Origin of the sequence: Rhizobium sp. NZLR8 (assembly GCF_019685025.1) — a bacterium.
In the GTDB taxonomy this organism is placed as follows: domain Bacteria; phylum Pseudomonadota; class Alphaproteobacteria; order Rhizobiales; family Rhizobiaceae; genus Rhizobium.
In genome coordinates this window covers 601,601-616,702 of the sequence record NZ_JABDVY010000002.1, presented here as the reverse complement: position 1 = coordinate 616,702, position 15,102 = coordinate 601,601, and the positions used below count along the sequence as shown (strand labels likewise).

Sequence of the window (15,102 nt, the reverse complement as noted above, 5' to 3'; positions counted from 1 at the left end):
AGGCGGCGGCCGATGCCATTTTCTACGAACCAGGGTGTGTTGAGCACCCCACCCCGGATCTATTATGTCAATCCGCTTCTACTTCAGGGCATCGACGCATGGCGCGAGGTTTTCGACCATGCGGCGGATACGGGTTTCGATCGTGTGCTGACGGCGCCTCTCTTCGACCGGGGCGGGGAGTGCAGCGTCTTTGCCCCGCGGGACTTCGATCGCCTCGATCCTCCGCTGTCGCTCGGGAGCGCGGTCGAGGATGGGGTAGCGCGCTTGGCGGAGGCTGCCGGCAAGAGCAGTGTCGCCTTGATGATGGACCTGATGCTCGATGGCAAGTCTCGGGATCCCGAAGCGGGCTTTCATCCCGTCGACCCCCGTCGCTCACCATTAGACCCGGCGGAGCCGATGTCCGCGATGGCGGCGGAGTCTCAATCCCGGCTATTGGAAGAATGGACCGAACGGCTGCGAAGACTGGCCCCTCTAGGCCTCTCCGGCTACCGGGTGCTCGGGATCGATCGCGCCGCGCCGACGCTCTTCAAATCGCTGATTTCGGCGGTGCGCGAGAAGGCGGACGCGCAATTCTTCGCCTGGACCCCCGGCACCGATTTCGGCGCGAGGGAAGCGGTCAAGGATGCAGGCTTCGATGGATGTTTTTCATCGATGGCCTGGTGGGATTTCGACGAGAGATGGTTTATCGAAGAACACCGCGTGCAGGCGTTATTCGGCCGGCAGATCGCCTTTCCGGAGCCGCCATTCTCCCGGCGGATCGCGCACGGAACCGAGAGCCGCGAAATCCTCGAACGGCGCGCCGTCCGTGCGCTGCGCCTTGCCGCCGCGCTCGGTGGTGGCGTGATGGTTCCGATGGGCTTCGAGTATGGCGCAGCCACGCCGCTCGATCCGACCCATGGGAATGGAACGGGCTTGCGAGGCCTGCGCCATGACCTCGCTTTCGATATCTCCTCCCAAATTCGCCTTGCGAACACGGAAATCGGCAAGAACCCAGATGCCTTCGCTGCAACGCTTCGGCTCATCCGCAACGCCAATGGCCCGGTCTCAGCGCTTCTGCAATCCGAGGCGGAAGACCTTCGCAGCACGGAGAATGTGCGCTTCATCTTAATCAACAGGGACCTTCGGAAAAGCGCGCCCGCTCCGGTTACGGCACTTCGCGAAGCGGCTTCGGGTTTTCTTCCCGTGGCTGCCGGCAGCGCGGCTCTACGGCTGCGGGCAGGGGAGACCCTGGTAATCGAAGGCAAAGCGCCGGCACCGATCACATCCCGGCCCATTCTCGATATCGAGCAGGCGACGGCGTCGCCGCGGCTCGCCATCGAAAACATCCTGCCGCGCGTCGATGAAGGGCGCTTCCCAGTCAAGCGAGTGGTCGGCGACATCGTCACCGTCGAGGCAGATATATTCGCAGACGGCCACGACCCGATCGCCGCCGTCCTGCTCTGGCGGCCGCTCGATGCGGCGGACTGGAACGAGACGGAGATGCAGCTGGTCGAAAACGACCGCTGGCGCGCCGAATTCCTGTTGGAGCGGACCGGCCGCTATGAGTTTGCCGTCGAGGCATGGAGGAACCTGTTTGCGATCTTTCGCTACGAACTGACGAAGAAGAACGATGCCAGGCTGGACCTGAAGCTCGAGCTGCAGGAGGGGGTGAATCTCGTCCGCTCGGCTGAGACCCAGGCCAGCACAGCGCTCAGCGCGGAATTGAAAGCCCTTGCCGACCGTCTCGAACACGCGCCGGATGCCGAGCGCGCGGCGATCCTGCTTGATCCTAAGACATCGGAACTGATGAACAAGGCCGACAGGCGGCCGTTTCGGCTTTGCTCGGCGGCAAGCGCCGTCGATGCCGAACGCAAGGCCGCCGCCTTTGCCAGCTGGTACCAGATCTTCCCGCGCTCGCAGAGTGGCGATCCGGACCGGCATGGCACGTTCGACGACGTCATCGCGAGATTGCCGGCCATCCGCGATATGGGCTTCGACGTGCTCTATTTCCCGCCAATTCATCCGATCGGTTCGACCAACCGCAAAGGCCGCAACAACAGCCTGAAAGCCGCGCCGGATGATCCCGGAAGCCCCTATGCCATAGGCTCGGAGGATGGCGGCCACGATGCCATCCATCCAGAACTTGGCGAGTTCGAGGATTTCCGGCGGCTGATCGAGGCGGCGGGCCGGCATGGCCTGGAGATCGCCCTCGACCTCGCAATCCAGGCGTCGCCGGATCACCCCTGGCTCACGGAGCATCCTGGCTGGTTCGACTGGCGTCCCGACGGCACGATCAAATATGCCGAAAACCCGCCGAAGAAATACGAGGACATCGTCAACGTCGATTTCTACACCAGGGATGCGCTACCTTCGCTATGGGTGGAGCTCAGGGATGTCGTCCAGCTTTGGGTGGACCAGGGCGTCAAACTTTTTCGCGTCGACAATCCACACACCAAGCCCTTTCCGTTCTGGGAATGGCTGATCGGAGACATCAGGGCGCGTCATCCCGATGTCGTCTTCCTGTCGGAAGCCTTCACCAAGCCGAAGGTCATGTACAGGCTGGCAAAGATCGGCTTTTCCCAGTCCTACACCTATTTCACCTGGCGCAATGCCAAGTGGGAACTCGAGCAATATATGCGGGAGCTGACGGAGACGGCGGCGAAGGAATTCTTCCGCCCGCATTTTTTCGTCAACACCCATGATATCAATCCGGATTTCCTGCAGAACGCACCGCGCCCGGCCTTCCTGATCCGCGCAGCCCTTGCCGCCACCCTCTCGGGCCTGTGGGGCGTCTATAACGGTTTCGAACTTTGCGAGGGGCGCCCCGATGCCAAGCGCAAGGAATATGCCGATAGCGAGAAGTACGAGATCCGCGCCTGGGACTACGACCGACCGGGCAACATCATCGCCGAGATCAGCATGCTCAACCGCATCCGGAGTGAAAATACCGCGCTGCATTCACATCTCGGGCTGACGCTGCTGAATGCACGAAATGGCAATATCCTGTTTTTCGAGAAGGCAAGCCGTGCGCGTGACAACGTCCTGCTGATCGCCATCAGCCTCGACCCCCACAATTTCCAGCAAAGCGATGTCGAGCTGCCGCTCTGGCAGTGGTCGCTCGGGGATGGCGGCACGCTGGATGCCGAAGATCTGATCGGCGGGCATCGTTTCAAGTGGACTGGCAAATGGCAGAGCATCGGGCTCAATCCCCACGTCCTGCCCTATGCGATCTGGCGTATTCGCTCAAGGGAGGCATGAATGGACACGACGAATACCGATGGCTCGCATCAGCCGCTGTGGTACAAGGATGCGATCATTTACCAGCTGCATATCAAGTCGTTCTACGACGCCAATGGCGACGGCGTCGGCGACTTTGCCGGTCTGCACCAGAAGCTCGATCACATCGCAGCGCTCGGCGTCAACGCCATCTGGCTGCTGCCGTTCTTTCCCTCTCCGCGCCGCGACGACGGCTATGATATCGCTGATTACGGCAATGTCAGCCCCGACTACGGGACGGTGGAGGATTTTCGCGCCTTCGTCGATGCCGCCCACCGGCGCAATATCCGCGTCATTATCGAGCTCGTCATCAACCACACCTCTGACCAGCATCCCTGGTTCCAGCGCGCGCGCCAGGCGCCAGCGGGGTCGCCGGAGCGCGACTTCTACGTCTGGTCGGATACCGATCAGAAGTTTCCGGAAACGCGCATCATTTTCATAGACACGGAAAAATCCAACTGGACATGGGATGCTGTCGCCGGCGCCTACTACTGGCACCGCTTCTATTCGCATCAGCCCGACCTGAATTTCGACAGCCCGCTCGTCATGGAGGAACTCCTGAAGGTGATGCGCTTCTGGCTGGAAACCGGCATCGACGGGTTTCGCCTCGACGCGATCCCCTACCTCGTCGAGCGTGAGGGGACGATCAACGAAAACTTGCCGGAAACCCACGCAATCCTCAAACGCATCCGCGCTGCGCTCGATGCCACCCATCCCGGTGTGATGCTGCTTGCCGAGGCCAATCAATGGCCGGAGGACACGCGCGAGTATTTCGGCGAGGGTGACGAATGCCACATGGCCTTCCACTTCCCGCTGATGCCGCGCATGTATATGGCGATCGCCAAGGAGGACCGGTTTCCGATCACCGATATCCTGCGGCAGACGCCTGAGATTCCCGACAACTGCCAATGGGCGATCTTCCTTCGCAACCACGACGAGCTGACGCTCGAAATGGTGACCGACGCCGAGCGCGACTATCTTTGGGAGACCTATGCATCCGACAAGCGTGCCCGCATCAATCTCGGGATCAGGCGGCGCCTGGCACCGCTGATGGAGCGCGACCGCCGGCGGATCGAGCTGATGAACGCGCTGCTTCTCTCGATGCCGGGAACGCCGGTGATCTATTACGGCGACGAGATCGGCATGGGCGATAATATCTACCTCGGCGACCGGGATGGGGTCAGGACGCCGATGCAATGGTCTCCGGACCGCAATGGCGGCTTCTCCAGGGTAGACCCGGCGCGTCTCGTCCTGCCGCCGGTGGCCGACCCGCTCTACGGTTTCGAGGCCGTCAACGTCGAGGCGCAGAGCACGGACGCGCATTCGCTGCTCAACTGGACGCGCAAGATGCTGGCGCTGCGCGGCAGCCATCCGGCCTTCGGCCGTGGTTCGTTGCGGTTCCTCGCACCGGAGAACCGCAAGATCCTCGCTTATCTCAGGGAATATGAAGGCGAGACCCTGATGTGCGTCGCAAATCTCTCACGGCTGCCCCAGGCCGTCGAACTCGACCTCTCGAGTTTCGAGGGCCGCGTGCCGATCGAATTGACCGGCATGTCGCCCTTTCCGCCGATCGGCCAGCTGACCTATCTGCTGACACTGCCGCCCTACGGATTCTTCTGGTTCCAATTGGAGGCCGATGCCGACCCGCCGGCATGGCGCACCGCGCCGCCGGAGCAGCTTCCCGATCTGGTGACGATGGTAATCCGCCGCGGCCTGCTCGATCTTGTCGATGAACCCAAGCTTGCACGCGTCCTCAGCAATGAAATTCTGCCTGCCTATCTCGGCAAGCGGCGGTGGTTCGGGGCGAAGGATCAGCCGCTTCAGGCGGCGCGCCTGATTTCCGCAACGCCGATACCGTTTGCCGACGGGATCGTTCTCGGCGAATTGGAGGCCGTGCTGCCGAACCATAGCGAATCCTACCAGCTGCCGCTGGCAGTCGCCTGGGACGATGCGCAACCCTCCGTACTGACCCAGCAGCTCGCGCTCGGACGGATTCGCCAAGGCAGGCGGGTCGGCTTCCTGACGGACGGATTTGCTGTGGAGGCGATGGCGCGCGGTATCCTGCGCGGGCTTGGCGACCGCTCGCGCATTACCGGCCGCACCGGCACACTTGAATTTCTCGGCACGGAGCGGCTCGACCGTCTGGCCGTCACCGACGACCTTCCGGTCCATTGGCTCTCGGCCGAGCAGTCCAACAGTTCGCTGATCGTCGGCGACCTCGCGATGATCAAACTGATCAGGCACATCTTTCCTGGAATCCATCCGGAGGTCGAGATGACGCGCTATCTCACCCGCGCCGGCTATGACCACACCGCCCCCTTGCTGGGCGAGGTCGCGCACACGGATTCCAGCGGACGCCGTTCGACATTGATCATCGTCCAAGGCGCGATCCGCAATCAGGGGGACGCCTGGAACTGGATGCTGAACAACCTGCGCCGTGGGGCAGACGAACTCGTGCTCAACGATCCGGCCGTCCAGCCCGGCGACGACGTCTTCCAGCCGCTGATCAGCTTCGTCGCGATGGTCGGCATGAGATTGGGCGAACTGCATGTCGTGCTCGCCGGCGAGACCGGGGACGAAGCCTTTAGCCCCGTCGTCGCCGGCGACAGCGAGGTCGACACGATGAAGAAGGCGGTTGCCGGCGAGGTCGCTTATGCCATGTCGAAACTTGCCGAACGCGAGGAGAATGCCGATCCCGCGATCGGCCTGCTCGCAGCACCGCTTCTTGAGCGCCGCACCGAACTCGCCGAGCTTGCCGCGACGCTTGCGGAGGCCGCACGCCATACGCTGATGACTCGCACGCATGGCGATTTCCATCTTGGCCAGATCCTCGTCAGCGAGGGCGATGCCGTCATCATCGACTTCGAGGGCGAGCCTGCTAAAAACCTGGCCGAGCGCCGCGCCAAGACCAACCCGCTGCGCGATGTCGCCGGGCTTTTGAGATCGCTGAGCTATCTCGTGGCCACCGCCCAGCTCGACAACGACGCCGTCATCGAACACGAGAACGAAGTCCGGCGCGACGCCATCGCCCGCTTCGGGCGCCAGGCAGAGGAGGCGTTCCTCGGCGCCTATTCGCAGGCGGTGTCGGCATCGAAGGCGCTTTACATGCCGTCCGGTCAACGACGGAGGGTTCTCGATGCCTTTCTTCTCGAAAAAGCCGCCTATGAGATCGCCTATGAAGCCCGCAACCGGCCGAAATGGCTTCCCATTCCGCTCTCCGGCTTCACCGAAATCGTTTCGCGTCTGGCGGGGGTCCCGGCATGAATGTTGAGCGCTCGGAACTGCTGGCGGGCATCGGACAGGATGAGCTCCAGGCTCTGATCGAGGGACGCCACGGCGATCCTTTTTCGATCCTCGGCCCCCATGAGAGTAGCGGCATGGCGATCGTGCGCGTTTACCTGCCCGGCGCCGACGCGGTCGATCTCATCGAGGCGGCGAGCGGTCGAGTGGTGGCGCCTTTCAGCATCGCCCACCCGTCCGGCCTGTTTGCGGCGGCGACGGTCGCCAGGGCGGGATACCGCCTGCGGATCACGTGGCCGGATGCGGTGCAGATCACCGAGGACCCCTATAGTTTCGGCCTGTTGCTCGGAGAACTCGACCTCCATCTGATCTCGGAGGGCACCCACTATAGTCTGAGCCGGACGCTCGGCGCCGTGGCGATGTCGATCGACGGCATATCAGGCGTTCGTTTCGCCGTGTGGGCCCCGAACGCGCGGCGCGTCTCGGTCGTTGGCGACTTCAACGCCTGGGACGGTCGGCGAAACCCGATGCGGCTGAGGCAGTCGGCGGGTGTCTGGGAGCTGTTCATTCCCCGGCTGGCGCCTGGCGAACGATACAAGTTCGAGATCGTCGATGCTGCTGGAACCTGCCTGCCGCATAAGGCCGATCCGGTGGCGAGGGCGAGCGAGGCCGCCCCATCCACAGCGTCCATCGTCGCATCGTCGACGCCATTTCGATGGAGCGATGACGGCTGGATGAAGGGCCGATCCCGGCAGGCGAGGCTGGAGGGCGCGGTCTCGGTTTATGAGGTGCATGTCGGCTCCTGGCTCCGCGACCAGAAAGACGGTAACAGGTCGCTCGACTGGGTTGAGCTCAGCCAGCGGCTTGTCCCCTATGCTCGTGACATGGGCTTTACCCATATCGAGCTGCTGCCGATTATGGAGCATCCGTTCGGCGGCTCCTGGGGCTATCAGCCGCTTGGCCTGTTTGCCCCGACCGGCCGATATGGGACGCCTGAGGATTTCGCCTATTTCGTCGACCGCTGCCATGGGGCGGGGCTTGGCGTCATCCTCGACTGGGTGCCGGCCCACTTTCCCACAGACGTCTGGGGACTTGCCCGCTTCGACGGCAGCGCGCTCTACGAGCACGAGGATCCGCGCGAGGGTTTTCACCGCGACTGGAACACGCTGATCTACAATCTCGGCCGCAACGAGGTCAAAGGCTTCCTGATCGCCAGCGCGCTGGAATGGCTGGAGCGCTACCATATCGACGGGTTGCGCGTCGATGCCGTGGCATCGATGCTTTACCGTGACTATAGCCGCAATGAAGGCGAGTGGGTTCCCAATCAATATGGCGGCCGCGAAAATCTGGAAGCGGTCGAATTCTTCAAGCACCTGAACAGCATCATTCACGAGCGCTGCCCGCATGCGATGACAATCGCCGAGGAATCGACGGCCTGGCCTGGTGTCACGAAGCCACCCGAGCAGGGCGGCCTCGGTTTCGACATCAAATGGAACATGGGCTGGATGCATGACAGCCTGAGCTACATCGAGAAGGATCCGGTCTATCGGAGTCATCATCATGGCACGATGACCTTCGGCATGATCTATGCCTATTCGGAGCGCTTCATACTGCCGATTTCCCATGACGAGGTCGTCTATGGCAAAGGCTCGCTGCTGACGAAGATGCCGGGCGACGAATGGCAGAAATTCGCCAATCTGCGCAGCTATCTCGCTTTCATGTGGGGACATCCCGGCAAGAAACTGTTGTTCATGGGCAGCGAAATCGCCCAGCCGGGCGAATGGAACCACGACGCTTCGGTGACCTGGGATGTACTGGATCGGCCCCAGCATGTCGGCATTCAGCGCCTGGTGAAGGATCTGAACAGCCTTTACAGGGACGAAGCCGCATTGCAATTCGGCGACTTTCATCCCGAGGGCTTCGAATGGGCGGCAGCCGACGACGCCGTCAATTCCGTCCTCGGCATGCTCCGTTATGCCCCCGATCGCACTTCCTCTCTCCTGGTCGTCTCGAACTTCACACCGGTGCCGCGTTACGGCTACCGGATCGGCGTGCCGAAGGATGGAGTGTGGGTCGAAGGGATAACGACGGATGCGCGGGAATATGGCGGCTCCGGCCTCGTCAACGGTGCGCTGTCGAGCGAACCGGTCCCCGCCCACGGCAGGGCAGCCTCCCTGTCGTTGACGCTGCCGCCGCTGGCGACGATCTTTCTCAAGGGACCATCGTCTTGATGGGCATCAATCGGCGTGCGGAGCCGGATGAATGAAAGGCCAGGGGCTCGCCTCTGATCCCTTTTCGATCGGAACCTCGATGAGAACCGGTTCGTCGAGAGACAGAGCTTTCTCGATGGTGGCTTTCAATTCGCCGGGGCTCGTCACCTTGAATGCGCGGATACCGAAGCTCTCGGCAAGAGCGACAAAATCAGGATTGGTCAGGTCCGAGCCGAGATAGCGGCCTTGATATGCCTGCTTCTGGTCTCGCAACACATTGCCATAGGCGGAATTGTTGAAGACGATAGCGACGACATTGATCTTGTGCTGGACGGCAGTGGCAAGCTCCTGAACGCCGAACATGAAGCCTCCATCGCCTGAAACAGAGACCACAGCTTTGTCGGGATTGGCGACTTTTACACCCAAGGCCGTGTTGAAGCCGAAACCCAGATTGTCTTGATAACCGCATGTCACATATTGGCGCGGACCATAGACCGGGAAGGCAAACCGGGCGGTAAAGCCCACCTGGCTGACCTCCTCGACGAAGAAGCCGTCCCTCGGCAGGGCTTGGCGAATGGCATGGAGATAGGCAAGCTGCGGCTGCACTTCCGAGAACCGGGACTTGGCGCCTTTGTTGAGATCGGCAAATTCGCGGGTGCGATCCTTGCTGGGGGATTCTGCCAGGGTATCGAGCAGAGCTTGCGTCGCTGCCTTGGCATCGGCGACAATGCCGACATTCGGCTTGAGGCGGACCATCTCGGTCGGATCGATATCGATGCGGATCACCTTGAGGCCCTTGGGGAGCCACTTCCATCGCATGAACTGCAATTCGAGCCGGCTGCCGATCCCGATCAGCACGTCGGTGTTCTTCCAGTATTCATAGGCGGCGACAAAATTCAGGGAGTTCGGGTGGTCGTCGGCGACGATGCCCTTGCCGGAACGATGGGAGGTGACGGGCGACTGCAGCAATTTTGCAAGCGCGGCGATCTCGGCGCCGGCATCTACAGCACCGCCGCCAACCATGATCATCGGGTTCTTGGCGCCTGATATCAGCGCGGCTGCGGCAGCGACCTGATCGTGGTTGACTGCTGGGTGAGGGGCTCTCGAACCGATGGGAAGTTCGATTTCAGGGCCGGATTGGCCAAATACATCCCAAGGGGCTTCGACCGCTCCCGGACCCTGGCGGCCGGAAAGCATCTTGCTGACGACGTCGGCCATGACAGGACCGGCCTCCGACAGGTGATTGATGCGCTCCGCCGTCTTGGTAATCCCGCGCATCGTCGCGAGTTGATCCGGCAGCTCGTGCAACTGTCCTCTGCCCTGACCGATCAAATGGGACATGATGTTGCCGGTGATGCAAAGCACCGGCGAATTGGCGCCGTAAGCCGTGCACAGAGCCGCGCCGGAATTGAGGACGCCGGGGCCGGGCACGACGGTGTAGGCGCCGATCCGGCCGGTGGATTTGGCATAGCCGTAGGCCATATATCCGGCGCCCTGTTCGTGCCTGGTGTGGATGAACCGAACTTTGTCGCTGGCACCGTAGAGGGCATCGTTGAAATCATACATATGGGCGCCCGGGATGCCGAAGACCGTGTCGATCCGATGGCCGATGAGCGAACGGGTCATCGCCTGGCCGGTCGTTTCTTTCCTGCTCATTTTAAAACCTCAAAGGCTTGAGTTCGCTTAGGCCGACATCGATGATTTTAGGCAGCCTTCAGCGCGAAGTGCGGCGACGATGGCGCAGGCATCGTCCGGCTGCATGCCCGCAAGGTTCATACGACCGGAATCGGCCATATAGATGCCGTGCTTGGCTCGAAGCGCTACTGCCGTTTCTTTCGACATGGAGAGATTGGAGAACAGACCGCGCTGCTGGCTAATGAACGCCAGATCGGGAGCAGCGGCGGCAAGCGCCGCACGATTGCCGTTGACGCGCTGGCACATCTCCTCGAGTTCGGCGCGCCACATTGCCGACATTTCGTCACTCTCGAGGATGGTTCTGACGATCGCGGCGCCATGGTCGGGCGGCATAGACCAGTTGACACGGGCAAGGGCCGCCATGTTGCTTTCGGCCTTCCCGGTGTCGTCGACATTGCGGGCCATGACATAGAGCGCGCCGACACGCTCGCGATAAAGGCCAAAGTTCTTGTCGCAGGAATAAGCGATCAGCGCCTCATCGACGGCATCGAGGATCATGCGTGTCGGCGCGGCGTCACGTTCCAGACCGTCGCCGAGCCCCTGATAGGCAAGATCGATGAACGGCACCAGCTTCTGTGCAACAAGCAGTGCGGTAATCTGCCGCCACTGCTCCATGGTGAAATCGATGCCGGTCGGATTATGGCAGCAACCGTGAAGGAGCACGACGTCGCCTTCCCCCGCGGAAGACAAGGCTTCGATGACGCTTTCGAATTTCACCTGCTGTAACGTCAGGTCGACAAAGGCGTACGCCTTGACCGGCAAACGCGCTGCGCCGAAGATCGGCGCATGGTTTGGCCAGCTCGGCGTCCCGAGCAGAACCTTCGCCGACGGATTTGCTGTTTGGATGAGTTCGGCGCCTAGACGCAGCGCACCGCTTCCGCCCGGTGTCTGAATGCCGACAAGGCGATGACCGAACGTCGGTGATTTTCCGAAAATAATAGGCTGCAGCAGGCGCACGAATTGCAGATCGCCTTCCGGGCCAAGGTATTTCTTGCTGTCCTGGGTCTCGAGAAGAAACTGCTCCGCTGCCTTCACGGCACGCATCACCGGCGTGCGTCCCATGATGTCGCGATAGACGCCGACGCCGAGGTCGACCTTTCCGCTGCGATCGTCGGCGTGAAAGGCCTTGATCAGGGCAAGTAGACTGTCGGCTGGCCGGCTATTCAGTTGGTCAAACATAAGTCCACCTCCGTTCCATCTCTTGGTCGGAGATTAACTGAACTCCTGCGGCGAATTTCTGCGATTATCTCCCTGCTTCAACATAAATATGAAGATAATCGGCGTGTCGTAGCTATAATGCGCAGAAATTCACCTCTTTTGGGGATCGTGACCATGCTTGACCAGTTCGACATCAAATTGCTTGCCGCGCTCCAGCAGAACAGCGAGATGACGCAGAGCGAGTTGTCGCAGCAGGTCAATCTTTCTGCGACCCAATGCGCGCGCCGTTTGGAAAGGCTGCGCAACGAGCAATACATTCAGAATGTCGTTGCCATCCTCAATCCCGCAAAGTTGGGTTTCAGCGTCGTCGCTCATACTCTTGTCAGCCTCAGAGCGCATACGGAAGGCGGAAACGAGCGGCTTCATCGCTTCATCGAGACGGCGCCGGAGATTCTGGAGTGCTATTCGCAGACGGGGGACGCCGATTTTCTGATGAAGGTCATGACGCGCGACCTCGACCATCTCAGCCAGTTTCTCGAAAGAATGATCCGGGTCACCGACAATCTGGCGTCGGTCAAGTCAAGCATCGTCCTCAAGACGCTGAAAAAGACGACCGCTTTGCCGCTGCAGATCGTGACATGAGAGCGGCTTCAGCTACTCTCATCTGAGATAGTGGATGTGCGGGCGGGAATGATGGGGTGAGGCTTCGATGCGGGCCTCGACGGAAAAGACATCGCGCAGGAGGTTTTCGCTCAGCACGTCCTGCGGTGCGCCGGAGGCGACGATCCTGCCCCGCTGCATGATGATCAGCTGATCGCAGAACATGGCGGCATGGTTGAGATCGTGCAGCGCGACGATGCTGGTGATCGGCAGGCCGGAGACGAGCCGCATCAGGCCGATCTGGTGCTGGATATCGAGATGGTTCGTGGGCTCGTCGAGGATCAGCTCTTGGGGCGACTGGGCGAGCGCCCTTGCGATATGGGTGCGCTGTTTTTCACCACCCGACAGGCTCTGCCAGCGATCGTCGCGTTTCTCCGCCATGCCGGCGCGCGCCAGCGCGCCTTCGACCGCCTCTTCGTCAGCCCTGGCCCAGCCTGAGAACATCGACCGATGCGGAAACCGGCCGAGCTTGACGACGTCGACGACCTTCAGATTGGCATTTGTCGTGGCATGCTGCTCGACGAAGGCGATGCGGCGGGCGATCGAGCGGCGGCTAATCGCGCCGATATCATTGCGGTCGAGCGTGACGCGGCCGGCATGCGGCCGCTTCAGGCCGGCGAGGAGCCGCAGCAGCGAAGTCTTGCCCGAACCATTGGGGCCGAGCAGACCGAGCATCTGGCCCGGCTGCGCCTCCAGGGAGACGCCGTCCAGAATGGTCTTCCTGCCAATTTTCCAGATGAGGTTGTCGGCCTTGATGCTCATGACGCGCGCTGGAACCGGTAGAGGATGATCGAGAAGAACGGAACGCCGACCAGTGCCGTGACGACGCCGATCGGCAGGATCTGGTTGGGAATGAGGGCGCGCGCGGCAATGTCGGCGAGCACCATGAAGATCGCTCCCGCGATGGCACAGGCCGGCAGCAGGCGAATATGGAGCGGCCCGACGACAAAGCGGGCGACATGCGGAACGACGAGGCCGACGAAGCCGATCGAGCCCACCATGCTGACGATCGTCGCCGTCATCATCGCCGTCAGCGCGAAGAGCACCATGCGGGCGCGGCCGACATTGACGCCGAGCGAGGATGCCGCCTCGTCGCCGAAAGCGAAGGCGTCGAGTACGCGGGCGTAGAACAGACAGGCGGCGAGGCCGATGCCGACGACGACCGAGACCAGCGCGAATTCCGGCCAGCGCACGCCGCCGAAACTGCCGAGCAGCCAGAACATCACGTCACGGGCCTGCTGTGCATTGGCCGAGGTCGTGACGATATAGGAGGTGGTGGCGTTGAAAAGCTGCGAGGCGGCGACGCCGGCAAGGATGGTGCGGTCGGCCCCGCCGCGCGTGCCGTTCGAGAGCAGCGCCACGAAGAAGAAGGCGGCGAAGGCGCCGGCAAAGGCTCCGGCCGACAATGATACCGCGCCCGCGCCGAGCCCGAGGATGACGATTGCCACCGCGCCTGTGGAGGCGCCGGCGGAGATGCCGAGCACATAGGGTTCAGCCAGCGGATTGCGCAGCAGCGACTGCATGGTGGCGCCCGACAGCGCCAGCCCGGCGCCGCAGAAGGCGGCGACGAGCGCCCGGCTGAGGCGATAATCCCAGATGACCGTCTCGTGGATGCGGTTCAGCTCGACCGCGGTCCATCCAAGCCGGTTGGTGACGGCCGAAAACGTCGTTGCAAGCGGGATCGGCAAGTCGCCGATCCCGACGCTGACGCCAATGGCGACAGCGACGAGGCACAAGGAGGCGAGGAGCAGCGCGACGGCGGTTCCCAGCTGCCGGAAGATACGGCCCGCTTCCGTCACTTCAACAGACCGAGAGCCTTCAACCGGCCTGCAACCTGCTCGGCGCCGTAGATCGTACGGACGGTGGGGTTCATCGCCTGGCCGTCCATAACGACGATCGCCTTGTTCTTGACGGCAGTGATCTGGCTGACGGCCGGATCGGTGTTGAGGAAGTTGATCTTGGCCTCCGGCTTGTCGAGCTCCCAGCGGTTGCGGTCGAGGCTGGCAACGACGATGACGTCGGGATTGGCGGCGATGATGGCTTCCCAGCCGAGCGTCGGCCATTCCGCTTCCGCTGATATCGCATTGTGTCCGCCGAGCAGGTCGGCGATGAATCCGGAGGCGCTGTTCTTGCCGCCGAGATAGGCGTCGGCGGACGGGCTGGGGCTGGAGAACCAGAAGACGTAGGAGAGGTTCTTGCCGTCCTTCGAGACGCTGGAACGAAGCTTGGCCTCACGCGCCTTGAAGTCGGCGATCAGCGCCTGGCCGCGATCGGCGACGTTAAAGATCTGCGATAGTTCGTCGATCTCCTTGTAGAGAAGATCCATGTTCCACAACTCGGCGCGGCTGCCATACTGGTCCTTCACGTCCTTGGTGCTGAGGCAGGTGCTGGGCGAGAGATAGGTGACGACGCCGATCTTGTCGAAATCCTCGCGCTTGGCGACCTTGCTGTTCGGCCCGACGAGGCTCGGCAGGGCCGCCGCCACGAAGTCGGGGTTTTCGGCGAGGATCGATTCGAAGGTCGGCATCTCGACGGTCAGAAGCTTGACCTTGGCATTGGCTTCGGCAACCTGCGGCAAGACCTTGCTCGGCCAGAAAGCGGTGCCGGCCATCTTGTCCTCGAGGCCGAGCAGCAGCAGAATTTCAGCGCTGTTCTGGCCGAGGCCAATCGCCCGCTCGGGCGCCTTCTTGAACGTTACCTCAGCGCCGCAATTTTCGAGCGTCAGCGGGTAAGTCGTCGAACCGGCCAGTGAGGGAGTTGCGGCAAGGCCGATCACGGTTGAGAGGCCGCAGGCGGCCAAGAGTGATTTGAGGCTGGTCACGTAAGGATCCCGGTGCGTGAGTGTATGCGGCCGCCGTATAGCCACGGGACGCGTCCAAAACAA

The 15,102-nt window shown here is 62.0% G+C and carries 9 protein-coding genes; 4 read left to right on the top strand and 5 right to left on the bottom strand.

Annotated elements, in window-relative coordinates; translation table 11 throughout:
- The first annotated feature begins 12 nt into the window (after positions 1–12).
- Genes HJB89_RS06915 through glgB form a run of 3 tightly spaced genes read left to right on the top strand, consistent with a single transcriptional unit; the run spans position 13 to position 8,726 of the window.
- Positions 13–3,237: an alpha-1,4-glucan--maltose-1-phosphate maltosyltransferase gene (locus HJB89_RS06915; protein WP_221149365.1), complete on the top strand. Its 3,225-nt coding sequence runs from the start codon at positions 13–15 to the stop codon at positions 3,235–3,237.
- Positions 3,238–6,519: a maltose alpha-D-glucosyltransferase gene (gene treS / locus HJB89_RS06910; protein ID WP_221149364.1), complete on the top strand. Its 3,282-nt coding sequence runs from the start codon at positions 3,238–3,240 to the stop codon at positions 6,517–6,519.
- Positions 6,516–8,726: a 1,4-alpha-glucan branching protein GlgB gene (gene glgB, locus HJB89_RS06905; RefSeq protein ID WP_221149362.1), complete on the top strand. Its 2,211-nt coding sequence runs from the start codon at positions 6,516–6,518 to the stop codon at positions 8,724–8,726. The genes treS and glgB overlap by 4 nt, the downstream gene beginning before the upstream one ends.
- Positions 8,727–8,732: 6 nt before the next feature.
- On the opposite strand, the gene HJB89_RS06900 is transcribed toward glgB, so the two are convergent.
- Together HJB89_RS06900 and HJB89_RS06895 are read right to left on the bottom strand one after the other, a co-directional pair.
- A complete protein-coding gene (locus HJB89_RS06900; RefSeq protein ID WP_221132544.1) occupies positions 8,733–10,361 on the bottom strand; it encodes a thiamine pyrophosphate-dependent enzyme in 1,629 nt (542 codons plus the stop codon).
- A 27-nt stretch (positions 10,362–10,388) separates the two neighbouring features.
- Complete coding sequence (locus tag HJB89_RS06895; RefSeq protein ID WP_221149360.1) at positions 10,389–11,579, bottom strand: amino acid aminotransferase; 1,191 nt, start codon at positions 11,577–11,579, stop codon at positions 10,389–10,391.
- A 153-nt stretch (positions 11,580–11,732) separates the two neighbouring features.
- Between HJB89_RS06895 and HJB89_RS06890 the strand changes: the two genes are divergently transcribed.
- On the top strand, positions 11,733–12,200 hold the full coding sequence (locus tag HJB89_RS06890) for an Lrp/AsnC family transcriptional regulator (protein WP_207584699.1): 468 nt from the start codon (positions 11,733–11,735) through the stop codon (positions 12,198–12,200).
- An 18-nt stretch (positions 12,201–12,218) separates the two neighbouring features.
- On the opposite strand, the gene HJB89_RS06885 is transcribed toward HJB89_RS06890, so the two are convergent.
- The 3 genes from HJB89_RS06885 to HJB89_RS06875 are packed head-to-tail and all read right to left on the bottom strand — an operon-like array spanning position 12,219 to position 15,039.
- Complete coding sequence (locus HJB89_RS06885; RefSeq protein WP_221132546.1) at positions 12,219–12,980, bottom strand: ABC transporter ATP-binding protein; 762 nt, start codon at positions 12,978–12,980, stop codon at positions 12,219–12,221.
- A complete protein-coding gene (locus HJB89_RS06880) occupies positions 12,977–14,017 on the bottom strand; it encodes an iron ABC transporter permease (RefSeq protein WP_221132547.1) in 1,041 nt (346 codons plus the stop codon). Before HJB89_RS06880 ends, HJB89_RS06885 begins: the two co-directional genes overlap by 4 nt.
- Entirely contained in the window at positions 14,014–15,039 is a 1,026-nt protein-coding gene (locus HJB89_RS06875; protein WP_207584702.1) for an ABC transporter substrate-binding protein, read from the bottom strand. The genes HJB89_RS06880 and HJB89_RS06875 overlap by 4 nt, the downstream gene beginning before the upstream one ends.
- Positions 15,040–15,102 lie beyond the last annotated feature (63 nt).

What these genes read in the sequence shown, in the direction of transcription:
- HJB89_RS06915 (WP_221149365.1), top strand. Translation starts at nt 13, where the DNA reads ATGCCATTTTCTACGAACCAGGGTGTGTTGAGCACCCCACCCCGGATC.
- treS (WP_221149364.1), top strand. Translation starts at nt 3,238, where the DNA reads ATGGACACGACGAATACCGATGGCTCGCATCAGCCGCTGTGGTACAAG.
- glgB (WP_221149362.1), top strand. Translation starts at nt 6,516, where the DNA reads ATGAATGTTGAGCGCTCGGAACTGCTGGCGGGCATCGGACAGGATGAG.
- HJB89_RS06900 (WP_221132544.1), bottom strand. Translation starts at nt 10,361, where the DNA reads ATGAGCAGGAAAGAAACGACCGGCCAGGCGATGACCCGTTCGCTCATC.
- HJB89_RS06895 (WP_221149360.1), bottom strand. Translation starts at nt 11,579, where the DNA reads ATGTTTGACCAACTGAATAGCCGGCCAGCCGACAGTCTACTTGCCCTG.
- HJB89_RS06890 (WP_207584699.1), top strand. Translation starts at nt 11,733, where the DNA reads ATGCTTGACCAGTTCGACATCAAATTGCTTGCCGCGCTCCAGCAGAAC.
- HJB89_RS06885 (WP_221132546.1), bottom strand. Translation starts at nt 12,980, where the DNA reads ATGAGCATCAAGGCCGACAACCTCATCTGGAAAATTGGCAGGAAGACC.